22 protein-coding genes and 5 pseudogenes are annotated in these 26710 nt (G+C 67.8%); 12 read left to right on the forward strand and 15 right to left on the reverse strand.

What is annotated here, in order from left to right; translation table 11 throughout:
* Nucleotides 1-16: 16 nt before the first annotated feature.
* On the reverse strand, nucleotides 17-1114 hold the full coding sequence (locus ACH4S9_RS15010; RefSeq protein ID WP_398372101.1) for an integrase core domain-containing protein: 1098 nt from the start codon (nucleotides 1112-1114) through the stop codon (nucleotides 17-19).
* A 201-nt stretch (nucleotides 1115-1315) separates the two neighbouring features.
* A complete protein-coding gene (locus ACH4S9_RS15015; RefSeq protein WP_385343785.1) occupies nucleotides 1316-1897 on the reverse strand; it encodes a hypothetical protein in 582 nt (193 codons plus the stop codon).
* Between the two features lie 636 nt (nucleotides 1898-2533).
* On the opposite strand from ACH4S9_RS15015, the gene ACH4S9_RS15020 reads away from it, so the two are divergent.
* Nucleotides 2534-2911, forward strand: a complete 378-nt coding sequence (locus ACH4S9_RS15020) for a peptidoglycan-binding protein (RefSeq protein WP_385343782.1) — start codon at nucleotides 2534-2536, stop codon at nucleotides 2909-2911.
* A gap of 222 nt (nucleotides 2912-3133) precedes the next feature.
* Entirely contained in the window at nucleotides 3134-3526 is a 393-nt protein-coding gene (locus ACH4S9_RS15025; RefSeq protein ID WP_385343779.1) for a fic family toxin-antitoxin system, toxin component, read from the forward strand.
* Nucleotides 3527-3773: 247 nt separating this feature from the next.
* On the opposite strand, the gene ACH4S9_RS15030 is transcribed toward ACH4S9_RS15025, so the two are convergent.
* Nucleotides 3774-4187: a hypothetical protein gene (locus ACH4S9_RS15030; protein WP_398372104.1), complete on the reverse strand. Its 414-nt coding sequence runs from the start codon at nucleotides 4185-4187 to the stop codon at nucleotides 3774-3776.
* 413 nt (nucleotides 4188-4600) lie between these two features.
* Here ACH4S9_RS15030 and ACH4S9_RS15035 point away from each other — a divergent pair, with 413 nt between their 5' ends.
* Both ACH4S9_RS15035 and ACH4S9_RS15040 read left to right on the forward strand, forming a co-directional pair.
* Nucleotides 4601-5092: a hypothetical protein gene (locus tag ACH4S9_RS15035; protein ID WP_385343773.1), complete on the forward strand. Its 492-nt coding sequence runs from the start codon at nucleotides 4601-4603 to the stop codon at nucleotides 5090-5092.
* A 256-nt stretch (nucleotides 5093-5348) separates the two neighbouring features.
* Nucleotides 5349-6239: pseudogene (locus tag ACH4S9_RS15040) on the forward strand (FAD-dependent oxidoreductase); the annotation flags it as partial.
* 30 nt (nucleotides 6240-6269) lie between these two features.
* Here the strand turns inward: ACH4S9_RS15040 and ACH4S9_RS15045 are convergent.
* The gene (locus tag ACH4S9_RS15045; RefSeq protein WP_398372106.1) at nucleotides 6270-7367 is read right to left on the reverse strand and encodes an integrase core domain-containing protein; all 1098 of its coding nucleotides are present in this window, start codon (nucleotides 7365-7367) and stop codon (nucleotides 6270-6272) included.
* 126 nt (nucleotides 7368-7493) lie between these two features.
* Between ACH4S9_RS15045 and ACH4S9_RS15050 the strand changes: the two are divergent.
* Nucleotides 7494-7850 (forward strand): annotated as a pseudogene (locus tag ACH4S9_RS15050) (transposase); the annotation flags it as partial.
* 490 nt (nucleotides 7851-8340) lie between these two features.
* Here ACH4S9_RS15050 and ACH4S9_RS15055 read toward each other — a convergent pair.
* Nucleotides 8341-9855, reverse strand: coding sequence for a sensor histidine kinase (locus ACH4S9_RS15055; protein WP_385343936.1), 1515 nt, complete (start codon nucleotides 9853-9855; stop codon nucleotides 8341-8343).
* Nucleotides 9856-9880: 25 nt separating this feature from the next.
* A complete protein-coding gene (locus ACH4S9_RS15060) occupies nucleotides 9881-10561 on the reverse strand; it encodes a response regulator transcription factor (RefSeq protein ID WP_264349527.1) in 681 nt (226 codons plus the stop codon).
* Between the two features lie 503 nt (nucleotides 10562-11064).
* Between ACH4S9_RS15060 and ACH4S9_RS15065 the strand changes: the two genes are divergently transcribed.
* On the forward strand, nucleotides 11065-14388 hold the full coding sequence (locus ACH4S9_RS15065; RefSeq protein ID WP_398372109.1) for a S8 family peptidase: 3324 nt from the start codon (nucleotides 11065-11067) through the stop codon (nucleotides 14386-14388).
* 209 nt (nucleotides 14389-14597) lie between these two features.
* On the opposite strand, the gene ACH4S9_RS15070 is transcribed toward ACH4S9_RS15065, so the two are convergent.
* On the reverse strand, nucleotides 14598-14858 hold the full coding sequence (locus ACH4S9_RS15070; RefSeq protein WP_385346890.1) for a hypothetical protein: 261 nt from the start codon (nucleotides 14856-14858) through the stop codon (nucleotides 14598-14600).
* Between the two features lie 20 nt (nucleotides 14859-14878).
* A complete protein-coding gene (locus tag ACH4S9_RS15075) occupies nucleotides 14879-15760 on the reverse strand; it encodes an ISAs1 family transposase (protein ID WP_398372112.1) in 882 nt (293 codons plus the stop codon).
* 822 nt (nucleotides 15761-16582) lie between these two features.
* On the opposite strand from ACH4S9_RS15075, the gene ACH4S9_RS15080 reads away from it, so the two are divergent.
* Nucleotides 16583-17506, forward strand: a complete 924-nt coding sequence (locus ACH4S9_RS15080; RefSeq protein ID WP_398372114.1) for an NACHT domain-containing protein — start codon at nucleotides 16583-16585, stop codon at nucleotides 17504-17506.
* On the opposite strand, the gene ACH4S9_RS15085 is transcribed toward ACH4S9_RS15080, so the two are convergent.
* The 4 genes and pseudogenes from ACH4S9_RS15085 to ACH4S9_RS15100 all read right to left on the reverse strand — a co-directional run bounded on the left by ACH4S9_RS15085 (nucleotide 17472) and on the right by ACH4S9_RS15100 (nucleotide 20679).
* Nucleotides 17472-17873, reverse strand: coding sequence for an integrase core domain-containing protein (locus tag ACH4S9_RS15085; RefSeq protein ID WP_398372116.1), 402 nt, complete (start codon nucleotides 17871-17873; stop codon nucleotides 17472-17474). The genes ACH4S9_RS15080 and ACH4S9_RS15085 overlap by 35 nt on opposite strands.
* 140 nt (nucleotides 17874-18013) lie before the next feature.
* Nucleotides 18014-18418, reverse strand: a pseudogene (locus ACH4S9_RS15090) (integrase); the annotation flags it as partial.
* Between the two features lie 708 nt (nucleotides 18419-19126).
* Nucleotides 19127-19540: a hypothetical protein gene (locus tag ACH4S9_RS15095; protein ID WP_398372118.1), complete on the reverse strand. Its 414-nt coding sequence runs from the start codon at nucleotides 19538-19540 to the stop codon at nucleotides 19127-19129.
* 191 nt (nucleotides 19541-19731) lie between these two features.
* Nucleotides 19732-20679 carry a helix-turn-helix domain-containing protein gene (locus tag ACH4S9_RS15100; RefSeq protein ID WP_385346882.1) on the reverse strand — a complete coding sequence of 316 codons (948 nt, stop codon included), beginning with the start codon at nucleotides 20677-20679 and terminating at the stop codon, nucleotides 19732-19734.
* Between the two features lie 135 nt (nucleotides 20680-20814).
* Between ACH4S9_RS15100 and ACH4S9_RS15105 the strand changes: the two genes are divergently transcribed.
* From ACH4S9_RS15105 to ACH4S9_RS15115, 3 genes are all read left to right on the forward strand, one after another.
* Entirely contained in the window at nucleotides 20815-22050 is a 1236-nt protein-coding gene (locus tag ACH4S9_RS15105) for an MFS transporter (RefSeq protein WP_385346880.1), read from the forward strand.
* A gap of 137 nt (nucleotides 22051-22187) precedes the next feature.
* Nucleotides 22188-23210 (forward strand): zinc-dependent alcohol dehydrogenase family protein, encoded by a 1023-nt coding sequence (locus tag ACH4S9_RS15110; RefSeq protein ID WP_385346878.1) that lies wholly within the window; start codon nucleotides 22188-22190, stop codon nucleotides 23208-23210.
* 183 nt (nucleotides 23211-23393) lie between these two features.
* Nucleotides 23394-23612: a hypothetical protein gene (locus ACH4S9_RS15115; protein WP_385346876.1), complete on the forward strand. Its 219-nt coding sequence runs from the start codon at nucleotides 23394-23396 to the stop codon at nucleotides 23610-23612.
* On the opposite strand, the gene ACH4S9_RS15120 is transcribed toward ACH4S9_RS15115, so the two are convergent.
* The 3 genes and pseudogenes from ACH4S9_RS15120 to ACH4S9_RS15130 form a co-directional block, all read right to left on the reverse strand.
* Nucleotides 23613-24197, reverse strand: a complete 585-nt coding sequence (locus ACH4S9_RS15120) for a hypothetical protein (protein WP_385346874.1) — start codon at nucleotides 24195-24197, stop codon at nucleotides 23613-23615.
* Between the two features lie 47 nt (nucleotides 24198-24244).
* Nucleotides 24245-24423 (reverse strand): annotated as a pseudogene (locus ACH4S9_RS15125) (transposase); the annotation flags it as partial.
* Nucleotides 24424-24758: 335 nt separating this feature from the next.
* On the reverse strand, nucleotides 24759-25139 hold the full coding sequence (locus ACH4S9_RS15130; RefSeq protein ID WP_385346872.1) for a winged helix-turn-helix transcriptional regulator: 381 nt from the start codon (nucleotides 25137-25139) through the stop codon (nucleotides 24759-24761).
* 89 nt (nucleotides 25140-25228) lie between these two features.
* On the opposite strand from ACH4S9_RS15130, the gene ACH4S9_RS15135 reads away from it, so the two are divergent.
* Together ACH4S9_RS15135 and ACH4S9_RS15140 are read left to right on the forward strand one after the other, a co-directional pair.
* A complete protein-coding gene (locus ACH4S9_RS15135) occupies nucleotides 25229-26158 on the forward strand; it encodes an NADP-dependent oxidoreductase (RefSeq protein ID WP_385346870.1) in 930 nt (309 codons plus the stop codon).
* Between the two features lie 90 nt (nucleotides 26159-26248).
* A pseudogene (locus tag ACH4S9_RS15140) lies at nucleotides 26249-26383 on the forward strand (IS5/IS1182 family transposase); the annotation flags it as partial.
* Between the last annotated feature and the right edge of the window lie 327 nt (nucleotides 26384-26710).

The raw sequence follows: 26710 nt of genomic DNA on the forward strand, positions 1-26710 counted from the left end.
ACGTCATCCATGCAGGTCACGCCGCATGCCGGTACTCGTGGAGGATGCCGCCGAGGCGATCGTGTCGACGTATCTTGAGGTGGGCTAACTCGTCCGGATCGTCGATCGGCGGGGGCAATGGGTGCAGCGGCCTGGCGTTCGCGATGCCCTGGTGTGGTCGGTGTCCGTTGTAGAACTGCTCGAACTCGCTCAGGTTGGCGAGCAGATGTCGTTGGTTCCAGATCAACGTCCGGTCCAGGAGCGCGCGGCGACAGGTCTGTATCCACCTTTCCGTGATCGAGTTCATCCTCGGCATCTGGATGCGGCTGAGCACGACCTCGATCCCCGCGTCCTTGAGGACGGCATCGAACAGTTCGGGGAACTTCCCGTCCCTGGCCCTGATCATGAACCGTGCCCGGCAGCCGAGGTCTTCGAGGTCCATGACGAGGTTTTTCGCCGCTTGGGCTACCCAGGAGGCGGTCGGATGCGTGGTGGCGCCCAGGACGCGGATCCGGCGACTGCCGTGTTCGATCACTACGAGCGCATACATCCGCATGCCCGACAGGGTGACTGTTTCCATGAAGTCGCAGGCCAGCAGGGCGTCAGCCTGGGTGCGAAGGAAGGTGGCCCAGGTGCTGGAGTTCCGCTCGGGTGCTGGGTCGATGCTGGCCTCCTTCAGGATTTCCCAGACGGTGGACGCGCCCACCTTCACCCTCAGTACGAGGAACTCGCCGTGCAGGCGTCGGTACCCCCAGCTCGGGTTCTCCTTCGCCAGGCGCAGGACCAGGACGCGGATCGAGCGCACTGTAGGGGGTCGTCCCGGGCGTTTGGGCCGGCAGGAGGCGGCATGGCGGCGTGCGACGAGGTTGCGGTGCCAACGCAGTACCGTGTCGGGGCGTACGAGCAGCCGTGACCTTCGCAGGACGTGCCGCGGCAGCCGGTGTAGGAGCGCTGCCAGGAATGCCCGGTCGCTCGGGGTGAACCGGATCTTTTCCTTGCCGAGTTGGCGTTCCAGCACGGTGATCTGGTGGCGTAGGGCGAGGATCTCCGCGTCCTTGCTTCGGTCGGTCATCGGCAGCAGGCGAAGCATCGCGAACGTGTTCGACACGCCCAAGTAAGCCAGTCGCAGCAGCACGATCGATCATCATGACGTGCTGACGGCAGCTGCGCGAGAGCGTCGGCTCAGACGACCGCGGCCAGATTTCGGGAAACCCGATGCACCGGCCCCTACCAGGGCGGATGAGGTTTCTGGCAAGGGCAGTGTCTTCTCTCGCTGGACGACAATCTGCCAGGCGTCGAGGTCGGCGGCTGTGTCGACACATTGATGATGGGCACATCACACGCTGCTGCGGTTTTCACACACCTTTCTGTACATGAGGATCATTGAGTTGATCTCTGACAGGACCTTTGTGAAGGCCGCGAACGTCACGACTGCGAGGCCCCATTCAGTACTGAGAAAGACGTACCAGGCAGCCCATCGGGCCGCTCCGTGGCCGTCGATTGCTGCCCAGAGGAATGTGATCGTCAGCGCACTGACCAGGAGTACGGCAGTGAGCATCCAGACAACTACGGCGGTCAGCCGTAGGGCGACTTTCTCTTCGACTGTGCGCGTGGCAGCGGTAATTGCCACAGGCAATCCAGGCCCATTCTTCGTCCGCACCTCTTCCGCTTCGATGCGTTCCTTGGCTGATTGCAAGTAGAAGTGCAGCTCAACGAAGCCCAGCAGGAGGAGCGCCGCGATGCAGGCCGAGGTCATGGCCGCGTAATCGTCGGTCATCCTCAGGCGGTCCTCGTCGAAGATGCCGAAGACGAAGGGAATCACCACCACGATGACGATGCTCGTGATCACAGCTAACCAGCGGCCGAACCGCCAGACCTGATCCAAGTTGCTCTCGAATGCCAACTCGTCGCTGTCCACCCGATACCTTCCTACCTCACTGACAGAGCAACATTCTTGCCCGCCGCGGCGTCGACGCGGTCGCCCCGCACATCGCCGGACGTGACACCCCTCGTTTGCGGCTGGTGACAGCGTTCTTACCGGCACCCCGAACTTTACGGAACAGACGACCCGCCCCTCCCCACCAGCCAAGGGGTGGCCGAGCCCCGTACGGACGGTGCGGAGCACCCCCGCCCCCGCCCACCGCGCGGGAGGTGGCTGGGGCGGTTCGTCTGTTCCGTAAAGTTCAGTCGATCCCACGCGGTCGTCACCCGCGTCGGCGGCGCGGGGGCCGACTCCTCGCCGTCCCGCATGATGCCCGGTGACACCCTGCCCTGCGCCTGATCCCGGGGCCGTCAGCGCGAACAGCAGCTCGCCCGGGCCGGTGGCGTTGCAGGTTCGGGCGTTAGAAGCCTCCATCGAAGAAGGCGTCACGCGCAGCTTCGACACCAGCACGGAAGATCCCGGAGACGGTACTCCTGACCGGGCTTCGCGCGCTCCCTCGCACGCCGTAGTGCGCTCTGCCCTGACGGTCGATACAGGGATATGTTCGCGCTCAACCAATCCAGTCGGCGGGCTGCCCCGCCCCGTTCGGAGGACTCTCAGTTGCCTCAGCGCGTGAGACTTTCCCTGCTCGCGTCCGCCGTACTGGCCGCGGCCCTGCTCCCGGTCGGCTCCGCCAGTGCCGCTCTGGCCACACCCGCCACCGCTCAAGCGCCGACCGCGGTGGCGGTGAGCTGCCGATCCACCGTCGACACGGGGCTCTACTGCGGCTACGACCGCAGCAACGCCTACACGGACCGCGGCGACTCCGGTGCGAAGGTGAAGGAGCTCCAGGCGCTGCTGATCTACCGGGGCTACTCGGTGGGCTCCACCGGCGTAGACGGCTACTTCGGAGCAACCACAGAGTCCGCCGTGAAACGCTTCCAGACTGCGGAAGGGATTCGCGCCGACGGCATCGTCGGCGCGACTACCTGGGGGTACCTCCGGGCCTAGTGCCGTATCAAGCAACGTTCGCCCTGTTGTGACGCGCCGCCCGGATCGATTCCGGCGGCGCGTCGTGCGACATGCTGTGCGGGTGGCTGAGCGTGTGCGGCCGGCACTCCCATGAGCAATCTCAGCGCCAACCACGGTTCCATTGATCCCCGAGGCCGAACAGCGCGCCGCGGAGCAAGAAGCCCGCCGCAGTCTTGGGCACCACGGGCAGGGCCACGCCGCGTGAGCCAGCCCGACCCTCGCCAGCCACCCCGCATTGACGTCCCGTTCCTGCTGCATGCCGTCGAGCGGCTCCCCGGCGACCCACAGGTCGACGACCTCGGACCGCTCTACGCCGCCGTCGAACGCATGTATGCCCGGGCCATGGACCGTGACATCTACAGCTCTCCACACCTCAAGGCCGCCGCGCTGCTTCAGACCCTGGTGAAACTCCCGTGCCTGGAGCACTCGAACGAGGCCTTCGCTTGGCACAGCGCTGAAGCCTTCCTCGCCCTGAGCGGACACCGCCTCAGCTACCCCCCGAAGGACGCGGTCGCACTCGTCCACGATGCGTCGGCAGGCTCCCTGGGCATCGCCCGGATCGCCCGCCAGTTTCGAGACTGGACCGCCCCCTGAAACCGGGCAGGCACCCGGCCCGGGAAACTGATCGTGATCTGCCAATCGACTCACTCGCCGACGCCATCGGCGCGACGGGGGACCGGTCGGTCACCCAGCGTCTGGACACGATAGAACGGGTTCTGGTCGCTCTCGCCCGTGCACAGGGCATCGACCCCGACACCGCTCCCTGACCCGGCCGAACGTGCGGCGCTCAGTCTCGCGACCTCAGGCCGGGGACGCCGCCCGGCCCGCCGGGCAGCCGGACTCAGTGGGACATCCACTCCGAGCTGGGCAGGCAGTCCCACGAGTTCTCCAACCACTCGCCCAGCAGGACGAGCGGTCGGGTAAGCAGGATGTCGCCCGCCCGCTGCACGCGGAGGAGGAGGCCGAGTTCTGCTGAACCCGGGGTGCCCTCGTGGGTGTACCGCAGGTCCAGCCCGTGCTCCTCGACGTAGCCGAGGAGCCATGCCTCCGTCTCCGAGGGGACCCGTCCGGTCAGCGCAACGCCCGCCAGGACGATCTGCGGGCCGACCCGCGCGTCGACGGCGACGCACGCCAGCTTCCCGGAGGCGTAGTACACGCTCACGCCCACGTCGGAGAAGTTCTCCTGCCCTGGAGGGAACCCGTCGATCTGGGAACGGGGGTCATTGAGCGCGGCGGCAACCTCGGCCGGGCTCATTCCAAGCCGGAGCGGACCGATGCTCTCTGGCGGCGTGAACGTCCACCGCGTACGCGCTTCGTCCCTCTTCACGTCCCAGATCCCCACGCCTACACCCTCCCGCCTCCACACCCGCCCTGAGACTGGCATCCCGCCCAGTCCATGCCAGGCCTGGCGCCGTGACTCTACGGGCAACTGCCGACACCGCCCGCCCCGTGGCCGAGGAGGCCGAGATCGGGCTGGCCAGGACACACGCGCCGCGACGCGGCCGGAGGCGAGCACAGCGGAGAAGCTGGACAGGAAGGCTGGCTCGGCGAGATCGAAGGACTCAAAGTCAGCCTCGCCAGCGCCGAGGACGAACTCGCCCAGATCGACCGAAGCGCGTCCGGCAGCACGGCGATCAACCTCGGCATGCCACGCAGAGCCCCAGCACCATGACCAGCACCAACTGGGAGAACCACCAACATCACTGGGAGGATCCGCGCATGCTGACTCCAGCCTGGCTGAACACCAAGGACCGATTCGTCCCGGGAACCGAGCTCTTCCGCTCCGACCGGGCCTTCACCGTCTGGGCCTACACCATCAGCCACAGCCAACTGTTGCTGCGCACTCGAACGACCATGGTCGACGGATCCTGCAGCTCCCGCATCGACGTTGTCTTCAAGCCCGTCCAGGCCATGAAGGTCAGGATCGAGTACGACGGACTCGTCATCCGCTGCGCCACCGAAGCCGAGGTCGAGCGCATCAAGGCCGAGAACACCGGCACCGACGGCGATGCCCGCTGCCTCATCCTGGAGACCGAAGACGACCAGGACTACGTCATCACCCACGCCGTCGGCTGGCACGAGGACATGGAGACCGATCGGAACCCGAGCAGGCTCGCCGGCTTCGCTCCCGGCAGCGACCCCAACCGCATCTTGAGATAGAGCACGGCCAACCCGGCTCTGGCTGTGCCACTTTCAATGGGAGTCATTTCGAGGTGACTTGCGGAGTTGTTTCGCGGCGGCAGACAAGATCAATGCAGGTGACTTTTGATGTCGTTCCCGACCGCCGCGCCGGGGGCTGGGGCCGTGGGATATCTACCTGAAGCCTCGCCCCTGCACCGCGACGGACGAGCTGGTTCGGGGCTGGAGATCGGCAGGCAGTACGCTCATTCCGCAACACGACGCGAAGGGGAGATCGGTGGCGCGGGTTGCGGTGATCGGCGGGGGTATCAGCGGGCTGGGGACGGCGCTCATGCTTGGCCGGCGGGGCCACACGGTCACGTTGTTCGAGCAGGACGCGCGGCAGGCCGGAGACGACCTGGACCGGGACTTCTTCCACTGGGACAGGCCCCGAGTCCCGCAGGCCAACCAGCCCCACTCGCTGCTCGCACCCGTCCGCACCGTGTTGCGCGCGGAAGCCCCTGATGTCTATACGGACCTGCTGACGCGGGGGGCCCGGGAGTACCACGAGTTCGACTGGTTCAGTGAGCATCCGCCGCATCGACCTGGCGATGAGGACTTGGTGACCCTGCGCGCCCGCCGCATCGTGCTGGAGGCCGCCCTGACTGCGGCGGTGCAGCGGGAACCCACCGTTGAGGTGCGGCGAGGCTGCCGGGTGCGCGCGCTCACCCTCCGGGAGGGCCGTCCTCCCCGGGTCACCGGCGTGCAGGTGGGCGCGGAAGTCCACCAGGCGGACCTCGTCGTCGATGTGTCCGGTCGTCGCTCGCCGGTGCCGGCCTGGCTGATCGCGGCCGGATGCCGCCCGCCCGTGGTCGACAGTCACCGCGCTGGGATCGCTTATCTGTGCCGCTGGTACCGCCTGCGTGCCGACGGGCCGCGTGATCCTGGCCAGGTGAAGACCGGCTCGGCCGCACCGTTCGCGCTCGGCGGCGTCTTCCCTTCCGACAACGACACCTTCGCGGTGAGCCTGGTGCTCTCCACGAGTGATCCCACCCGCGGCGCGCTCACCGATCCTGCCGTGTTCGAGGCCGTCGCTCGCCACTTCCCCGCGACCGCCGCCTGGCTCGACCTGGCCCCGGAACCACGATCCGCCGTCCTGGCGATGGCCGGCCTGGACAACCGTTGGACCTGCCCTTGCCGGAAATCTCATCCGCGCAGGTCACGCTGCATGCCGGTATTCGTGGAGGATACCGCCGAGGCGATCGTGCCGGCGTATGTCGAGGCGGGCTAACGTGTCCGGGTCGTGGATCGGTGGGGGTAAGGGGTGCAGCGGTCTGGCGTTCGCGATGCCTTGGTGTGGTCGGTGTTCGTTGTAGAACTGCTCGAACTCGCGTAGGGCGTGGAGGAGGTGTTGCTGGTTCCAGATCAGCGTCCGGTCCAGGAGTTCGCGGCGACAGGTCTGTATCCACCTTTCCGTGATCGAGTTCATCCTCGGCATCTGGATGCCGCTGAGGACGACGTCGATCCCTGCGTCCTTGAGTACGGCATCGAACAGTTCGGGGAACTTCCCGTCCCGGTCTCGGATCATGAACTGTGCCCGGCAGCCGAGGTCTTCGAGGTCCATGACCAGGTTCTTCGCCGCTTGGGCTACCCAGGATGCGATCGGATGCGTGGTGGCGCCCAGGATCCGGATCCGGCGACTGTCGTGTTCGATCACCACGAGCACGTACATCCGCATCCCCGACAGGGTGACTGTTTCCATGAAGTCGCAGGCCAGCAGGGCATCAGCCTGGGAGCGAAGGAAGGTGGCCCAGGTACTGGAGTTCCGCTTGGGCGCCGGATCGATGCCGGCCTCCTTCAAGATCTCCCAGACAGCGGACGCGCCCACCTTCACCCCCAGCACAAGCAGCTCGCCGTGCACGCGTCGGTACCCCCAGCTCGGGTTCTCCTTCGCCAAGCGCAGCACCAGGATGCGGATCGAGCGCACCGTGCGGGGCCGTCCCGGGCGTTTGGGTCGGCAGGAGGCGGCATGGCGGCGTTTGACGAGGTTGCGGTGCCAACGCAGTACCGTGTCGGGGCGGACGAGTAGCCGTAACTGTCGCAGGACGTGCAGTGGCAGCCGGTGCAGCAGCGCTGCCAGGAATGCCCGATCGCTGGGCGAGAACCGGATCTTTTCCTTGCCGAGTTGGCGTTCCAGCACGGTGATCTGGTGGCGCAGGGCGAGGATCTCCGCGTCCTTGTCCCGGTCGGTCATCGGCAGCAGGCGAAGCATCGCGAACGCGTTCGACACACCCAGGTAAGCCAGTCGCAGCAGCACGATCGATCATCATGACGCCCTGATAGCAGCTGCGCGAGAGCGCCAGTTCGAGCTACCGCGGCCAAGATTCCGGGAAACCCGAAGAACCTCCCCCCACCAGGGCGGATGAGGTTTCCGGCAAGGGCAGCGTTGAACCATGGCAGGATCGACACCGACGCCGCGCGTAACCTGCTGGTTTCCCTGCCGATGCCGCGCTTTGACGGGCGGATCGTGCTCGCCGTGGACGTCTCCCCGTGGCTGCGCTCGGACGCGGCCTGCTCGCCTGAGCGACTGCTCTGTCACGTCCACGGCCGTTCTCGGGAGGCCGAGCAGATCATCCCGGGTTGGCCGTACTCCTTCATCGCCGCGCTGACACCGGACCGTACTTCGTGGACGCAGATCCTGGACGTGGTCCGGCTCGGGCCCGCCGACGATGCCGCGGCCGTCACCGCCGACCAGCTTCGGGCTGTGGTCGAGAGGCTGATCGCGGCCGGTCAATGGCAGCCGCGAGGCCATGTCGATCGGGGTGCCGCCCGCGACGAACCTGAATGTGGGACATCCGGTCATGGCGTCGAAGATCCGGCCGATGCCGTCGGACAGCTTGCTCGCGCTGTCGCTGTACAGCTCCTCGGCGCCGTCCGTGAGGTACAGTCTCGCCGCCCCCGGGCCGTCCCGTTGAACCTCACTGTCCACCCCTCTCCGTAGCTCGCATCCGATGCGAGAAAATCGCATCGAATGCGAGGCGACAGCGAAACCGCAGTCGTCCATCCGGACGAGTGACAGCGGCTGACTATCGGGTCTCGCCAGCCGCTACCGTCGCGCGACGCAACGTTCCGGACATCCCTGTTCAGCGAGGTGTTGTCCGCCCTCGCCGGTGCCGACACAGCAACTGTCGCCAGTTCGCATCCGATGCAATTGGCGGCGCCCGTGCCGTTTGCGCTGGGCCGACCACCGGTGTCTCATCAGGTGGCCAGTGCTGCCTGGGTGAAGCGCGCTATTCCTCGGCTGGGGTTGGGGCTTGGGGGAGACGTAGTTGGAAGCATGCTCCGAGGGTCCGGGGGGTGAGGGTGAGGGTGCCTTTGTGGCGGTGGGCCAGGTCGCGAGCAATGGCGAGGCCCAGGCCGGTGCCGCCTTGGTCGCGGGAGCGGGCGTCGTCGAGCCGGACGAAGCGTTCGAAGATGCGCTCGGCGTCTTCAGTGGGCACGCCTGGTCCGTCGTCGTGCACCGTGAGGTCGACCCAGCCGTCCTGGTTCCGGACGGTGATGTGGATGCGGTGTGCGGCGTGGCGGGCGGCGTTGTCGATGAGGTTGCGCAGTAGTCGTTCGCATTCGTCGGGGTTTCCGTGCGCGGGGGCGGGGGCGGTGCTGTCGCAGGTGAGTGTCAACCCTCCTTCGGCGAGGGGGTATTGCTCGGTCAGCCGGGAGGCGAGGGCTGCCAGGTCGACGGTGTCGCGGCCGGCCATGGGGGTGCGGGTGTCGAGGCGGGCGAGGAGCAGCAGGTCCTCGGCGAGGGCGTGGAGGCGGCGGGTCTGTCGTGCGGCGGTGGTGACCGCGGCGGGCCAGTCGGTACGTTCCGGGTAGGCGAGCGCGACTTCCAGGCTGGCCAGCAGTGTGGTGAGGGGGCTGCGTAGTTCGTGGGCGGCGTCCGCGACGAAGCGGCGTTGCTCGGCGGCGGCGTTGTCGAGGCGTTGGAGGGTGGTGTTGATGGTGGTGGCCAGGGCGGTGATCTCGTGTCCCGTGGCGGGGACGGTGACGCGTTCGCGGGGGTCGCTCGCGGTGACCGAGGCGGTGAGGACGCGGATGGCTTCGACCGGCCGCAGCGCGATGCGGACGGCGAAGTAGGCGACGGCGGCGATCAGTACGAGGCTGACGAGCCCGGCTCGCAGCAGCAGGCGGTCGGTGGCCTCGGTGATTGTTTCGGCGATGTCCTCGGCTGCGTGCGGCAGCACCACCACATAGACCCGCAGTTGGGCGTCGGCGGCGACACCCAGAGCGGCGACTCTGTCGCTGCTCAGTTCATCGGCCCTGACATCGTGGTACATGACCAGGTAGGTCCCACCGTCCTTGCCGAACCGGTCCCCGGGCTCGGAGTCGGGGCGCGCTGGCATGCGCGTGGGAATGGTCGTATAGCCCCAGCCTGACGACTCGTCATCTGGTGGGGCGGGCAACTCGGCCTTGGGCGGGGCGGGCAACACATGGCGGGTGCCGGGATCGAACTCCTCCATGCCTCCGCCGTAGGCGACAGCACCGCGGCGGTCGGTCGCGACGACCTCGTACGGCACAGTGCTTCGGCGAACAGGAACCACACCCTCCTCCACCTGATCGACGAGAGCCCGGAATTGTGCCTGCGCCTGCCCTTCGGCGATCTGCGTGCTCTCGCGGTAGACGTCGTGGTGTACCCACCAGCCGATGCCGACCAGGATGACGGCGGCGGCCGAGGCGGCGGCCAGGGCCGTGCGGGCTCGTACCGAACGCGGCCACCAGCGGCGTCGCGGCCCGGTCGCGTTCACGGTCGGCCACCAGCGGCCTCGCGGCTCAGTCGCGTTCACGGTCATCCACCAGTCGGTAGCCGGTACCCCGCACGGTCTGCAGGGACTGCCGGTGGAACGCGGCGTCCACCTTCTTGCGTAGCGCGCTGACGCGTGCCTCCACCAGGTTGGGATCCCAGGCTTCGTCGGGCCACGCGTGATAGAGCAGATCCGTTTTCGAGACCGCCTGGCCCGCCCGGCGGGCCAGCAGCTCCAGCACCGCGAACTCCCTGGGCGTGAGCTCCACCCGGGCCCCGGCCCGGCGGCAGACCCGGCCGGCGACATCCAACGAGAGGTCGCCCACGGCAAGGACGGGCGGGGCGACCGTGGCGGCTCGTCTGACCAGGGCCCGCAGCCGTGCGACGAGCACCACGTAGGAGAAGGGCTTGGCCAGGTAGTCATCGGCCCCCGTGTCCAGGGCCTCCGCCTGATCCCACTCCCCGTCCTTGGCGGTGAGGACCAGGATGGGGGTCGCGTTGTTCTCCCGGCGCAACTGGGCGCAGACCTTGTAGCCGTTGAGTCCGGGCAGCATCAAGTCCAGTACGACAAGGGCGTATTCGCCGGTCCGGGCCATCCACAGTCCCTGCCGGCCGTCATGGGCGAGGTCGACGCTGTAGCCCTCGGCGGTCAAACCGGTGTGCAGGGTGTGGGCAAGGTCCACCTCGTCTTCGACCACCAGGATGCGCATGCGGTGCAGCCTCGCACAGCGCCGGCCCGCCTTCCTGATCGGCCGGTCAGGTTGGATCAGCATCCGGTCAACGAGGTCCCGGCATGCTGGCCGAGTCTCTTCGCCACTACTGAAAGGCCCTGCCACCGATGTCCGTTGCTGAACGTGCCCCCGCCGCGGCCAGGACGGTTTCCCCTCCCGCACGCGCCCGTCGTCAGTCACCGCTCCGGCCTGTGACCGATGGCGGTCCCCAGCCTCGGGCGCGTCTGCGGTGACGCGGGGGTGCTGAGCCGAGTTGGTCAAGCTCAAGGGCACGACGGGCCATCATCACGCCACAAGCGATGGGGAGGTCCGAGCGGGCGAGCGAAAGCGAACCCTTGCCCTTACGAGCCGACATGAGGAACACCGCGTCGATGGCGAAGCGGTCGGCGGAAGATTTACGCCTGACCAGCAGAAACCCAGTGATTACACCCGGAAGACAACAAGTTCTCAGATAGCCTCCAGGGGGAGACTTGCGCAGACAAGTGAGAAGAGCGTGCGCGGCCACGATCGCCACGGCGGCAGCCGTGGCCCTGGCGGCGGGCATGACCAGCCCGGCGTCGGCGGAGCCCGAGCGTACGGCCGGTGACCAGGCCGTACAGACCACGCCCAAGCACCGCGTCACCCTGATCACCGGCGACCGTGTCGTCGTCGACGCCGAGGGCCGCGTCATCGGCCTGGAGCGGGCCAAGGGCCGCGAGGGGATACCCGTCCAGATCCGCAAGGCCGACGGGCACACCCTCGTCGTGCCGGCCGACGCGGCACGGCTGATAGCCGACGGCAGACTCGACCAGCGGCTCTTCGACGTCACCGAGCTCAACAAGTCGGCCAACCGCAAGGCCCAGAAGCAGGGCCTCAAGCTGATCGTCGGCTACAGCGGCACGGCCGCCGCGGCGAAGGCGGACGTCCGGGAGGCCGGCGACACCAAGGTCCGCAGGACCCTGAAGTCGCTGAACGCGGACGCGGTGCTGACGCCCAAGGGCGACGCGCCCGACCTGTGGGCCGCGGTCACCGACACGCCGTCCGGCGGCGCGAGGACCGCCTCCGGCATCGCCCACGTGTGGCTCGACGGGGTCCGCAAGGCCAGCCTCGACAAGTCCGTTCCGCAGATCGGCGCCGACAAGGCGTGGGCCGCCGGGTACAACGGCAAGGGCGTCAAGATCGCCGTCCTCGACACCGGTGTCGACGCGACCCACCCGGACCTCAAGGAGCAGGTGGTCGGGGAGAAGAACTTCTCCACGTCCCCCGACGCGACCGACAAGTACGGCCACGGCACGCACGTCGCGTCCATCGCGGCCGGTACGGGAGCCAAGTCGGCGGGCAAGTACAAGGGCGTCGCACCGGGCGCCAAGCTGCTCAACGGCAAGGTGCTCGGCGACGACGGCTCCGGCGACGACTCCGGCATCCTCGCCGGCATGGAGTGGGCGGTCGAGCAGGGCGCCGACGTCGTGAACCTCAGCCTCGGCGGCGGGGACACCCCCGACATCGACCCGCTTGAGGCCCAGGTCAACAAGCTGTCCAAGGAGAAGGGCGTCCTCTTCGCCATCGCCGCGGGCAACGACGGCGACTCCGGCGAGCAGACGATCGGCTCCCCGGGCAGCGCGGAGGCCGCGCTCACCGTGGGCGCCGTCGACGACACCGACAAGCTGGCCTCGTTCTCCAGCACGGGCCCCGGCCTCGACGGGCAGATCAAGCCCGACGTGACCGCACCCGGCGTGGACACCACGGCCGCCTCGGCCCCGGGCAGCGTCATAGCCCAGGAGGTCGGCGAGAAGCCGCCCGGCTACGTGAGCATCTCGGGTACGTCGATGGCCACCCCGCATGTCGCGGGCGCCGCGGCGATCCTGAAGCAGCAGCACCCCGACTGGACGTACACCCAGCTCAAGGGTGCGCTGACCGGCTCCGCGAAGGGCGGCAAGTACACGCCGTTCCAGCAGGGTTCGGGCCGGATCCAGGTCGACAAGGCCATCAAGCAGACCGTGGTCGCCGACCCGACGTCGGTGAGCTTCGGCCTCCAGCAGTGGCCGCACACCGACGACAAGCCGGTCACCGACAAGGTCACGTACAAGAACCTCGGGAAGACCGATGTCACGCTGACCCTCGCGGTGACGGCCACCGACCCGAAGGGGCAGGCCGCACCGGCCGGCTTCTTCACGCTCGGCACCAAGACGCTGACCGTCCCGGCGGGCGGCTCGGCCTCCGCCGACCTCACGGTCAACACGAAGCAGGGCGGCACGCTCGACGGCGCCTACTCCGCGTACGTGACCGCCACCGGCGGCGGCCAGAGCGTACGCACGGCGGCGACGGTGCAGCGCGAGGTGGAGTCGTACGACGTCACGCTCAAGTTCATCGACCGTGACGGCAACCCGGCGAAGTACTACAACGCCGAACTGGACGGTGTCACCGGGCTCGCACAGGGCAAGTGGTACTCGCCCTACGACGAGTCCGGCACCGTCAAGGTCCGCTTTCCCAAGGGCGGTTACATCTTCAACTCGGCCGTCCACGTCGACCCGGATGACCCCGCCAAGGGCTTCGACTGGGTGACGCAGCCGAAGCTGAGCATCACCAAGAAGGCCACGATCACGGTGGACGCGCGGACCGCGAAGCCGGTGGACATCACCGTGCCCGACGCGGCGGCGAAGTCGGAGGTCGCTACGCCGTTGTACACCGTCGGCGTGCCGGACGGCAGCAACTCGTACGGCTGGTGGCTGGACTCGTACGCCAACTTCCGTACCGCGCACGCCGGCCCGCAGATCACCGACGGCAGCCTGTACCAGCAGTGGGGCGGTCACTGGGTCAAGCCCGCCGAGGAGTACGACACCCTCGCCGGCGGCAAGGTCAAGCAACTCGCCACCGGTTACACCAAGCGCTACAAGGCGAGTGAACTGGCCACGGTGAAGACCGGTCTGGGCGCCTCGTCGAGCGGTAAGAAGGGCGTGATCTACGCCTGGGGCGAGCTGCCCGGCAGTACAAGCACCTTTGCACCCGGGGTCCAGCAGAAACTGCCCGGCACGCGCACGCTGCGCCTGTCCACCGCGGGCGGGGCGAAGTGGAAACTCGACTTCGAGCAGCACGGCGGGGTCGACGAGTCCGGCTTCCCGATCGTCGAGGCCTTCTACACGCTCGGCACCCCGCAGACCCTGAAGGCGGGCAAGAGCTACGGGAAGACCTTCAACACGGCCGTCTTCGGCCCGCGTGTCGGCTCAAGTCTCGGTATCTACCGCGAGGGCAACGGCATTTACGGCTACCTGCCGGTGTTCACCGACGGCAAGACCCACTCCGGTTCCTCGCTCTACTCGTCGGTCACCACGACCCTCTATCGCAACGGCGCCAAGGTCGGCTCGAACAGCGACCCACTGGAAGGGGCGGGCATCTTCACGGTTCCGGCCGGTGACGCCGCTTACAAACTGACCACCTCGGTCAAGCGCAGCGTCAAGGTCGCCGCGGCCTCCACCCGCGTCGACGCCAGCTGGACCTTCCGCTCCAAGAAGGCCGACCTGGCCAAGCTGCCCGCGTCCTCGATCCGCTTCGACGCGGCCGTCGGCCTGGACAGCAGGGCTCCGGCCGACAAGAAGGTCTCCGTCCCGGTGACCGTCCAGGGCTCGGCAGCGGGCTCGAACCTGAAGTCCCTGTCGGTGTACGTGTCGTACGACTACGGCCAGACCTGGAAGAAGGTCACCGTCAAGAACGGCAAGATTGCGGTCACGAACCCGGCCAAGGGCAAGGGGATCTCGTTCCACGCCAAGATCGCCGACAAGAAGGGCAACAAGTCGACGATCTCGCTTTACAACGCGTACTACGGGAAGTGACCTGATCCGGTGGATCACCGACAGGTTCGCTGAACGCACTCATACACGGACGGCCCGCCGGAAGCTCTGCTTCCGGCGGGCCGTCCGTGTATGAGTGCGTTGCGGCAAAGGGAGTCTCTGTTCGATGAGCAGGGGCCTCTTCGTGTGCGGGGCGTGATCGCGACGGGGTAGGGGCCAGGGTCCCTTGCATGATCGCTTTCTGTCCGGGTTCATCCGGTGAGGCCGAGGGCGGTCAGGGGTCTGCGGCAGTCGCGGGCGGTGTGGCGTAGGGCGGCGGCGATGTTGGTGTGATCGCCCTGGCGGTGGACGCCGATGGCGAGGTTGCGCAGGCTGGCCATGGTACGCGGGAGACGGCCGATATGGATCTTGGAGTCGTCCTCGCGGAACGTTCGGTCGCGGACGTGGTGCAGAAGATTTTCGATCTTCCAATGTCCTCTGATCCAGGCGGCGAGCTGGACGTCGGTCGCCACGCCGGGCGGCAGGCTGGTGATCAGGTAGACCCGTTCGATGGTGAGTTTGCCGGTGGTGAAGTCCTTTCTCCAGCGGACGACTTGGAGGCCTGGCGGGCGTCGGGGTAGTCGAGGTGGGCGAAGGCGGTGGTCTTCAGACGCCGGATCTCCGTGCGGTGGTGGGCACGGGTGCGCTCGTGGTGGTCGAGCGTGATCTCCCGCCAGGGCAGGTGGCGGACGCGGTCGAACAGGCCGGGGTGGTTGGCCTTGACATGGGCGATGTAGTGGGCGCCGCGTTCACGGAGGTAGGCGCCGTGGGCGTGCTGGGTGTGCAGGGCGTCGGCGGTGATGACCGTGTCGGTCAGGTCGATGGTGTCCAGCAGGGGCTTGAAGGCGGGGATCTCGTTGCTCTTGTCGGCGACCTGCCGCTGGGCGAGGACGTGGCCGGTGTGGTCCATCGCGGCGAGCAGTCTGACGTGCGGGGTCGTGGCGGTGCGCGAGCCGCGCAGGGCCTTGCCGTCGACGGCGATCGCCCGCAGTCCGGCGGGCGAGGGAGTGGCGCGGGCGGTGAGGAAGGCTCCAATCGCTTGGTCCAGGGCGTCGCCGTCGAGCTGGACGAGAAGACGGCGCACGGTGTGGGGGTGCGGAACGGACACCGTGCCGGTCAGCGGGTCGACGGGGAAGCCGAGGGCCCGGCAGGCCCAGGATGGGGCGTCCGTGATCCATTCCGTGATCGCGGTGAGTGAGCGGGCGCCGGCCAGGACGCTCGCCGCAGCGGCGGCCACCAGCGCGGTCAGCCGATAGCGACGGCCCCGGACGCCGCGTGGGTCGGGGACCAGGTCCAGGAAGCCGGACAGGCAGACCGCGTCCGTCAGTGGGGCCGGCGCGGAAGTCTGGGCCAGTTGGCCCAGCGCGGTGAGCATGGGGGAAGATGCAGGAGCAGGCACGGACTCGCCAAGTGTTCATGGGACTTCGACACTCACATGATCACCGAGACCGTGCCTGCACTGCGTTCGACCCCTGCCCGAACCGGGACGTCCACCCCGACTCCGGACCAGCCCGGTCTTCCGGACAGATGGCGATCATGCAACAGCCCCTGCCACCAAGGCAGAGCCCGTTTGTTCGGCAGTGCCGTTGCTTCCCCAGACAACCCAGTGACTGCTTGAAGCTTGCTTCTTCGCTGGTCCGAGGACAGCCTGCGCCGACTAAGAACCCGGGATGAGCCGAGAGAGACCTCTAGACCTTAGGTGTGTGTTGCTATCCTGTGGGGCCGACGCGACAGTACGGCGGGGGCATGAATTCTGGAACCTGGACGACCGAGGCAGCGCGACAGGACCTGGATCGCAGGGGGGCTACTCACCGCGTTTGTGCTTTTTCTGGCTGCAGAGATTGGAGCTGGACTCCTACCGGATATCTACAAGGCTGTTTTCGGTGAAAAGCCTCGTAATCTGGCAGTGGGAGCTGGTGTCACCTTAATTCTGGCCGCACTTTTCATTTATATCCGGTACCTTCGTTCACAGGCGCCCCTCTCGCAGCCTGAGATCAGTCCAGAGCACCTTGAACGTGTCCGGTCCGCCCTCCTGCACCGCGTGCACCACGCATGGACCCGAGACATTGACCATCGATGGGAGGACGCCGTCCGGATTGAACTCGGTCTTGAGGATTCGCCAGCAGCGGTCCACGACCCGTGGGGTTCTCGACGGCTCACCTCAGCTTCGGATACCTCGCTGCCGCAAGGAACTAAGATGCGAGATGTTTTTGAGCAGCACGGTCGGCAGCTACTGGTTCTGGGTTCGCCGGGTGCACGTAAGACGGTGCATATGCTGGAATTGGCAGCAGCGTTGATCGATGAGGCGCAGGCAGATGAAGGCGCCCCTGTTCCCGTGTTCTTGCTGCTGACCAACTGGCGCGGTGAGACCATGAAAGATTGGATCATAGAGGAGGCCCAGCGGCGCTACCGAGTATCGCCCGATGCGACGGGTACGCTATTATCTCAAGCTGGCATCTACTTGATCCTCGACGCTCTGGATGAGGTGAACCCAGAACGCCATGAGGAGTGTGTTGCCCAGATCAACAGGTTCCTTTCTGTTGACGGATACCCTCAGTGCGGAATTGCCGTATCATGTCGAGCCGCAGATTACGATCGCCTTACTGAGCGGTTGACTGTTAACGGGGCGGTAACCGTCCAGTCCATTCCTGTTCGGGTGGTACATGCTTTCCTTGACGCGGCGGGGACCAGGTTGCAGGGACTGCGAGCTGCTGCCGCAGCAGATCCAGAGCTCGCCCGCCTGCTCACGACGCCCCTCATGATGGGGGTGGCCGCTATGGCATATTCCGGCGTGGGGGAGATGGATGTTTATAGCTCCGGCACGTTGGATGAACGTCGGGGGCTCATCTATGAGGCGTTTCTGGAAAAGATGATCAGTCGCGACCGCTCTCTTCGAGGCGATGGCATTCCTAGTCCATATAGCCTTGCTCAAGTTTCCGGTCGTCTGATCATGATGGCCCGCATGATGAATACGTTTCACGCCACAGTCCTTTATCCGGCAGATCCGACTCGTATGATGCGGCAAGCCCCATCTGAAGTCCTGGATGACGTGTACACCGGAATCAGTGGGAGGGTGCTAACTGTGCTCATTTCCCGTTGTAGTGCTCCGCGTACGTGGTAAGGACCATGCGCAGGTGTCGTTCGCCGGTGATGAGGAGGCGGTCGGTGCATTCGGCTCGGGCTGTGCGTATCCATCGTTCGGCGACTGCGTTTGAACGGGGGTTTTGCGGCGGGGTCGGGATGACGGCTGTGCCGTTGCTGGCGAAGACGGCGTCGAACGCGGTGGTGAACTTACTGTCCCGGTCCCGGATGAGGAACCGGAAGCACTCAGCCCTCTCCTCGAGATCCATCAGCAGGTTGCGGGCGAGCTGGGTGACCCATGCGCCGGTCGGGTGGGCGGTGACACCCAGGACGTGAACGCGCCGGGTGGCGATCTCCATGACGAAGAAGACATACAGACGTCTGAGGAAGACGGTCTCCACGTGCATGAAATCGCAAGCCAGCAGGTGTGGGCCTGTGAACGGAGGAAGGAACCCCAGGTCTGCTGGGATGCGCGCTGCGGTGCGGGCGGTAGACCGGAGCGGCGCAGAACGCGTCGGATAGTCGCAGCGGCGACCCGATGACCAAGCCGACGCAACTCACCTTGGATCCTGACGTACCCCCAGGTCGGGTTCTCTCTCGCCAGGCGCTGGATGAGCGCGACCGTCTCTTCCGGCAATGGTGGACGACCGGGTCTGACCGGTGCTTGGCGCCACTTCCAGCGCACCAGACGGCGGTGCCAGGTCAGCAGTGTGCCCGGGGTGACCAGTCGATGGCGACGTAAGACGGGTGGCAGATGCCGTGCGCGAGCGGAGAGCACGGCACGATCAGCCCATGAGAGCCGCGGCCGCTGGACCTGTCGGCGAAGCACGGCGACCTCGTGACGAAGGGCAAGGATCTCGGCGTTGTTCGCGGCGGTCGAGCGGCCCAGCAACAGGAAGCAGCCCAGTAGTCGACAGAAGATCAGGTAAAGCAGTCGCAGACCCACGATCACTGATCACGCCCACACGTGGGCGATCGCAAAGCTCCAGGTCAACCACCATACGGCAATAAAGACACCCTTCAGGCGCCTCGGGTAGGTCTGCGGGCACCTCGATGCCCGCGCGCCGGGCGACGTCCAAGCGGTGGTCGACCGGCCAGCTGAAGGGGCAGTCGGTCACGGGCAGCCGCTCGTGCAGGGCCCGGAGCGCGGTCCCCAGCGCACGGACGGCTGTGCCGGGGTCCGCCTTCCACCGTGGGCTGACGGCGCTCTCGCCGGGCGGCCCCCGGGTGACCATCCACGCCAGTGCAGGAGATCGTGGCCCCGCCGGTCTGTCCCGCGCTTAAGTCTCCCAGACGTGAAGGCGCCGGAAGACGGATCGCACCGACGGGTACGACGCGCTGACGTCACGCGACGCACAACCACTGTGCGAAGCCGAGAGCTGAAGACCAACTGCCGGATCCTTGGCGCCGGTGTGCGTTGCGATGTTCTTCAACTCCAAGTCCGGCCCGATGGACCGGAGTCCGCCGGGTAGGACTCAGCCGGCCGGTGCCGGTTTCCTCGGCCAGCTGGGGGTGGCGCCTTTCCGGGCCAGGCGCCTGGTCATGAGGGTGATCGCGGCCCAGGTGATCAGGGTATCGACCCCGACATTGCTCCCTGACCCAGCCGAACCTGCGGCGCTCATTCTCGTGACCTCAAGCCGGGGTCGCCGCCCGGCCGGACTCAGTGGGACATCCACTCCGAGCTGGGCAGGCAGTCCCACGAGTTCTCCAACCACTCGCCCAGCAGGACGAGCGGTCGGGTAAGCAGGATGTCGCCCGCCCGCTGCACGCGGAGGAGGAGGCCGAGTTCTGCTGAACCCGGGGTGCCCTCGTGGGTGTACCGCAGGTCCAGCCCGTGCTCCTCGACGTAGCCGCAGAGCCATGCCTCCGTCTCCGAGGGGACCCGTCCGGTCAGCGCAACGCCCGCCAGGACGATCTGCGGGCCGACCCGCGCGTCGACGGCGACGCACGCCAGCTTCCCGGAGGCGTAGTACACGCTCACGCCCACGTCGGAGAAGTTCTCCTGCCCTGGAGGGAACCCGTCGATCTGGGAACGGGGGTCATTGAGCGCGGCGGCAACCTCGGCCGGGCTCATTCCAAGCCGGAGCGGACCGATGCTCTCTGGCGGCGTGAACGTCCACCGCGTACGCGCTTCGTCCCTCTTCACGTCCCAGATCCCCCACGCCTACGTCCTCCCGCCTCCACGCCCGCCCTGAGACTGGCATCCCGCCCAGTCCACGTCAGGTCTGCCGCGGTGACTCTACGGGCAGGCTGGCGTGCCCGGCGTCACTGGGGCGAGTCGCTGGTATCGGCCGTCCTGTCGTGGCGGCCGGCGCGGGTGGCGGGTGATGTCCGGGGGCTGGCGGGGGTGGCTGCCAGGCTGGCGAGGAGCTTGAGTCGGTCTTCGTCGGGGGAGCCGGGTTCGGCGGAGTAGATGGTCAGGGAGTGGGCCTCGCGAGAGGAGAGGGGCAGGTCCAGCGGCTGGTAGGTGAGTTCCAGGGGGCCGGCGGCGGGGTGGTGGAAGGCTTTGACGCCGCCGTGGTGGATGCGGACATCGTGGGCGGCCCATCGGGTGCGGAACTCCGTGCTCACGGTGGACAGCTCTCCGATGAGTTCGCGCAGGGCCTTGTCGTTCGGGTAGCGGCCGGCTTCGGCGCGTAGCAGGGCGGCGGTAGTGGTGGCGGCCTGGTCCCAGTCGGCGACGAAGTGGTGTGAGCCGGGGTCGAGGAAGTAGTAGCGGGCGAAGCTGGGGCGGCCGCGGTCGTCCACGGTCTGGCTGTCGAACATGGGCGAGAAGAGGGCGCGGGCGAGTGCGTTGGTGGCGACGATGTCGAGGCGGCCGTTGGTGACGAGGGCTGCGGACAGGGTCATGGAGTCGAGCAGCCACTGGACGCGGGGCGGGACGTCGACGGCTTTGCGGCGGCGGGGTGTGCGGCTGGGCGGTTGGGCGGCTCGGGCGAGGTCGAAGAGGTAGGTGCGTTCGTCCTCGTCGAGGTGGAGTGCGCGGGCGACGGCGTCGAGGACGTCTTCGGAGACGCCGTTGATGTTGCCTTTCTCCAGCCGTGTGTACCACTCGGTGCTGACTCCGGCGAGGACGGCGACTTCCTCGCGCCGCAGGCCGGGGACGCGGCGTCGGCCGCTGGTGGGCAGCCCGGCCTGCTCCGGGGTGATCCTGGCGCGTCGGCCGGCGAGGAAGTCCCGGATGTCGGAGCGGTTGTCGGGTCGCTTGTCCATGTCCTCCACGGTAGGCGCGGTGCGTCAGGAAGGGAGGTGGAGCTTGTCCCCCCTATAAACGGGACCTTCCTGACCTGCGCGGATGCCAGTTCTCTGGAATCCACACCCCGCAGTCACGACTCTTGGAGCATCACGATGCGAGGAGCGACCCTCCACGCCCCCGGCGCCGTACGCGTCGAAGATCCACCGTCTTCGTCGTGCCGGCTTCCCTTCGTCGTCTATGTGCTGGCCCTGGGCACGTTCCTGATGGGCACGAGCGAGTTCGTGGTGGCGGGTCTGCTGCCGGAGATCGCGGGTGACCTTGAGGTGAGCGTGGCCCGGGCAGGGCTGGCGATCACGGTGTTCGCGGTCGGGATGATCGTCGGCGCGCCGCTGATGTCGATGCTGACGCTGCGGCTGCCCGCCCGGTGGACGCTGGTGCTGGCCTTGGGTGTCTTCGCCGCGGGGCACGTGATCGCCGCGGTCGGTGACAGCTTCGGGCTGCTGCTCGCGGCGCGGTTCCTCACCGCGCTGGCGACCGGGGCGTTCTGGGCGGTGGCCAACGTGGTGGCCACCCGCGCCGCCGGCCCGGCCGCGAGCTCGCGCGCCGTGGGGGTGGTCGGTTCCGGCGCCATGCTCGCCAACGTCGTCGGCGTTCCGCTCGGCGCGTTCGCCGGACAGCTGATGGGCTGGCGCGGACCCTTCTGGGCCCTGGCGAGTCTCGGAGCAGGCGCGGTGGCGCTGATCATCCGCTGGGTCCCGGATGAGACCCGCGGCGGGCAGGCGGTGTCGATCCGGTCCGAGCTGTCCGCGCTGCGGTCCGGCCGGCTCTGGCTGGTGCTGGCGGCCTGCGCCACCACGAACGCCGGCGTGCTGGGCACGTACACCTACATCGCCCCGCTGCTGACCGACCGGGCGGGCATCGCCGCCGGGCTTGTGCCGCTGGTGCTCGTCGGATTCGGCGCCGGTGCCCTGGCGGGCTTCCTCGTCGGCGGCCGTCTGGGCGACATCCGCCCGTACGCAACAACGATCATGGCGGCGGCGTCAGCCACGGTGGTCCTGCCGGCGCTCGGCCTGCTGTCGGGCTTCGCCGTGCCCACGGTGGTGCTGGTCGCCCTGCTCGGGCTCTTCGGGTTCACCGGTACCCCGGTCCTGATCGCCTTGGGCGTCCGCTTCGCGGGCCGGGCCCCCACGCTGGGCTCCGCTCTGACCGTGTCGGCGTTCAACCTCGGCACCGCGGCCGGTTCGTGGATCGCCGGGCTAGCCCTTGACTCCACCCTCCAGGCCGCCGGTCCCGCCACGGTCGGTGCCGCCGTCGCCGCGCTGACCCTCATCCCCACGATCACCATTGCACTCGTCCAGCGCCGCCGCATCAAGCCAGCCCTCGGCTAGGGCACCGGCGGCGGCCAGGACGCAGGCGTTGCCATGACGCCACAGCGGAGCATTTCCGCCCATGCCGCAGGAAGCCATGCTTCCTGATCACACACCGGCGCCCGAGGCGGCAGGAACACGAAACAAGGAGAACCACCATGCGTGGAGTAGTGATGCACACGGCCGGCGACGTCCGGGTCGAGGACCGCGAGGACCCGAAGATCATCGAGCCCACCGACGCGATCGTCCGCCTGACCGCGACCTGCATCTGCGGCTCCGACCTCTGGCCGTACCGTGGGATCGAGCCCGCAGACCACACGGCCATGGGCCACGAGTACATCGGCGTCGTGGAAGAGGTCGGCTCCGAGGTGAAGACCGTCAAGGTCGGCGACTTCATCGTCGGGTCATTCGTCATCTCCGACAACACCTGCGAGATCTGCCAGGCGGGCTACCAGTCCGGCTGCGTGCACCGCGAGTTCGTGGCAGGGACGATAGGAACCCAGGCCGAGAAGGCGCGCATCCCGTACGCGGACGGCACCCTCGTGGCCACCCCGGGACAGCCCGACCCCGAGCTGATCCCCTCGCTGCTGGCCGCCTCCGACGTGCTCGGCACCGGCTGGTACGGCGCCGTCGCCGCCGAAGCCGGCCCCGGCAAGACCGTCGCGGTCGTCGGCGACGGCGCGGTCGGCCTGATGGCGATCCTGGCCGCCAAGCAGCTCGGCGCCGAGCGGATCATCGCGATGTCCCGCCACCCCCAGCGGCAGAAGCTGGCCCGCTACTACGGCGCCACCGACATCGTTGAAGAGCGCGGCGAGGCGGGCGTGGCAAAGATCAAGGAGCTCACGGGCGGGCTGGGCGCGCACTCGGTCGTCGAGGCCGTCGGCACCCACGAGTCGACCATGCAGGCGATCGGCGCCACCCGCCCCGGCGGCCACATGGGCTTCGTCGGCGTCAACTACGACGTCCACATCCCCGGCTTCGAGCTGTTCCTCGCCGGCATCCACATGGAAGGAGGCCCAGCCCCCGTCCGCCGGTTCCTGCCCGAGCTGATCCAGCTCATCTGGGACCGCAAGATCGACCCCGGCAAGGTCTTCGACCTCACCCTGCCCCTGGAGCAGGCCGCCGAAGGCTACAAGGCCATGGACGAGCGACGCGCCACCAAGGTCCTCCTCACCCTCTGACACCTGCCTCCCCGCCCGTGCACGCGGGGCAGGCCGATCCGAGGGCGTGTGCGGCGGGTGTCCGGGAGCTGGTCCCGGCCACCCGCCGCGCCCTCATCTCCTGCAAGCTGTGGGTCCACCCTCGCCCTGGCGCTCGCCTCCTGGTGGGAGGGAACCTCCAGCCACGCGGTCGACCCCGGGTGGGTGCCCACCCGCATGGGCGGCGCCGGCGCCCCGGACGATCTGGTGGCCGGGCACCGGACACAGGTGTGGCTCGCCACCCACCACCACATCACCCCGCACACCGGCGGCTACTGGTACCACCGGGCATGGCTGTTCGGGCGGTGCGGACACGCTGCGGAGCGTGCCGTCACGGACGGACCAGTACGGCGTGAGGGCCCCAGGGTCGTCACGCCGAAGTGATCAGGGAGGATCACCGTCTCGGTGCCTGGGTCGGCGGGGCAAGGGCAGCGGTACGGTCGGTCCCAGGAAGCGCTCGCTGTATCCCTTGCGGTCCACCAGGGATTCGCTGCTCACGGTCTCGGAGTTCGGCAGGGGATCGGGATGAGTGGCCATACTCGGCGCCGCCGAGCGCATCACGGCATCGCAAGCGGCGGTGAATTTCGCGTCCCGGTCGCGGATGAGGTGAGTGAATTCCGAGGCTCGATCTCCGAGTTGCCTCAGAAACTGCCGGGCCTGCTGGGCGGCCCAGGCGGCGGTTGGGTGGGCGGTGACGCCGAGGATGTGGACGGTGTGGGTGCGTACCTCCATGACGAATAGCGCGTAGAGGCGCTGGAGGCTGATGGTGTGGGGGAGCAGTCGGGCCAGGGCGGCGAGCAGTGCACGGTCCGGCCAGCCGGGCTTGGGCGAGGCGACCTGCCGACGCAGAACCGCGAGCTCGTGCCGCAGGATCAGTATCTCCGCATTCTTGGCCGCAGAGGATCGAGTCATCAGGAACAGCCACGCGAAGATTCGCGTGACGATCAGGTAGACAAGTCGTACCAGCACGAGGACTGATCATGCTGGGCACTTGGCGGTCACGTACGGGTCCCACCACCAGCTCTGGACCAGATCAGAAACCGGCGGTGGGCGGTTGACTTCGAGACGCCGAAGCACGGCGGCAGGGCCCGCCAGGCGCACCCGCTGACCAGTACGTAGATGATGGCCGCGAACAGCGTCTCATCGGGTCCCACAAGCCGTCCGGTACGATCCAGCTCCACGTTCCCCGCCCCATACCGGATCAACGTCCGCCTCACCACGTAGGACACGGCCTAAAGAAGGCTGTCGTGTGGCGGTACCCATCGCCGTGAGCGTCCTCGCCGCGCACAACTACGGACTGCGCACCTGGCTGCGTTCGGGCGCCGACGGAGATGTCGCGTCCGCCGTGGACCACGCGCTTGACCTCGTGCGCCGCACTTGGGGTGAGACCGGTGAGACGCTCGTGGTCGTGGCCAGGACCACCACCCCGATGTGGCAGATCGTCCAACGCATCGAGAGCCTGCAGACCGAGCGCGGCCGGGCCGATACCGAGTGGCGGCCAAGAGGATACTCAGTGCCCTGGCGGGGGCCTCAGTCGCTATGGGCGACCGGCTCGGGATCGGCGTCGAGCGCATCGAGCACTGCGTCGCCGTTCACCCTCGCCCACTCGGTCAGCATGTGGATCGGATCGATCAGCGTCGCCCCGAGCGGGGTGAGCTCGTACTCGACGCGGGGCGGCGCCTCGGCGTAGGCGTGGCGGCGGATGAGTCCGTGCGCCTCGAGCCGTCGGAGCGTCTGGGTGAGCATCTTGCGGGAGATGCCGCCGATCAGCTCGATCAGCTCGCCATGGCGCACCGGGCCCTCGCTGAGGCCGTAGAGCACGACCACCGTCCACTTGTCGGCGATCAGCTCGACCGCCAGACGCGCCGGACAGTCGGCGAGAAAGGGATCACCGGGACCGAAACCGCTCATGGCGCCAAAGGTACCTGCGCCAAAGGTACCTGCTGGTTCCTATCGGAAACCTAGCCTGGGTTCTCTCCCCCTCCAAAGCCAGGAGAGTCATGCGAGTCATCACCCAGCAGACGCTCGGCGGTCCCGAGGTGCTCACCATCGTGGACGCGCCCGAGCCCCGGCCCCTCCCGACCGAGGTTCTCGTCCGCGTCAAGGCGATCGGGCTGAACCCGCTGGAGGCGCGCCTGCGCGCCGGCGAGTTCCCGCTGATCGGCCATCCGCCGTTCATCCTCGGCTGGGACATCAGCGGCGTGGTCGAGGAGGCGCCGGGGACGTGGCGGTTCAGGCCCGGCGACGAGGTGTTCGGGATGCCGCTGTTCCCGCGGGCGGCGAGCGCGTACGCCGAGGTCGTGTCGGCGCCGGCGTTGCACCTGGCACGCAAGCCGGCGTCGCTCTCGCACGTCGAGGCGTCGGCGCTGCCGGTCGTCGGGCTGACGGCGTGGCAGGGCCTCGTCGACCTCGGCGGCGTGAGCGAGGGCGACCGCGTCCTGGTCCACGGTGGTGGTGGCGGGGTCGGCCACGTTGCGATCCAGATCGCGAAAGCGCTCGGCGCGCATGTGATCGCGACCGCCGGCGGGAGCAAGCGGAAGTTCGTCGAGGGGTTTGGCGCCGACGAGGTGATCGACTACACGGCGGTCGACTTCACCGAGGCGGTCCGCGACATCGACGTCGTGCTCGACACGATCGGCGGCGACACCGTCGAGCGGTCGCTCGACGTGCTCCGCCCAGGCGGTCACCTGGTGACGGCGGTTGCCGAGGAGGATTCGGAGCTCGCCGCCAAGTACGAGGCGGCCGGTATGCGCTTCAGCGGCATTGCGGTCGACCCCGATCCGGTCGCCCTGCGAGGTCTCGTCGAACTCATCGAACAGGGCAGGCTCCGGGTCCACGTGCAGGAGACGTTCCCGTTCGAGCGCGTCGCCGACGCGCACCGGCTGCTCGACGCCGGTCACCTCCAGGGCAAGCTCGTCCTCACCGTCTGATCCCGTCGTGGGGCCTCGCGTGAGCGAGGCCCCACTGATGAACGGCTGGTAAGACCATGTCCTACGCGGTGAGGCGGACGTTGATCCGGCATGGGGCGGGGAACGTGGAGCTGGATCGTACCGGACGGCTTGTGGGAGATCGCCGAGCCGCTGATCCCGCAGCAACGGGCACGGCCGCAGGGTGGCGGAACAGCGAACACCGCTGATGAGACGCTGTTCGCGGCCTGAACGGTGTCTTTATTGCCATAGGGTGGTTGACCTGGGGTTTTGTGATCGCCCAAGTATGGGCACGATCGTTGATCGTGGGTCTGCGACTGGTCTACCTGATCTTCTGCCGACTACTGGGCTGCCTCCTCTTGCTGGGCTGATCGACCGCCGCGAACAACGTCGAGATCCTCGCTCTCCGCCATGAGGTCGCTGTGCTGCGTCGGCAGGTCGAGCGCCCGCGGCTCTCGTGGGCCGATCGTGCCGTGCTCTCCGCTCACGCACGGCAGCTGCCGTGCGCTTTGCGTCGTCATCGGCTGGTCACCCTGGGCACGCTGCTTGTCTAAT

Origin of the sequence: Streptomyces sp. NPDC021225 (genome assembly GCF_044332865.1) — a bacterium.
Taxonomy (GTDB): domain Bacteria; phylum Actinomycetota; class Actinomycetes; order Streptomycetales; family Streptomycetaceae; genus Streptomyces.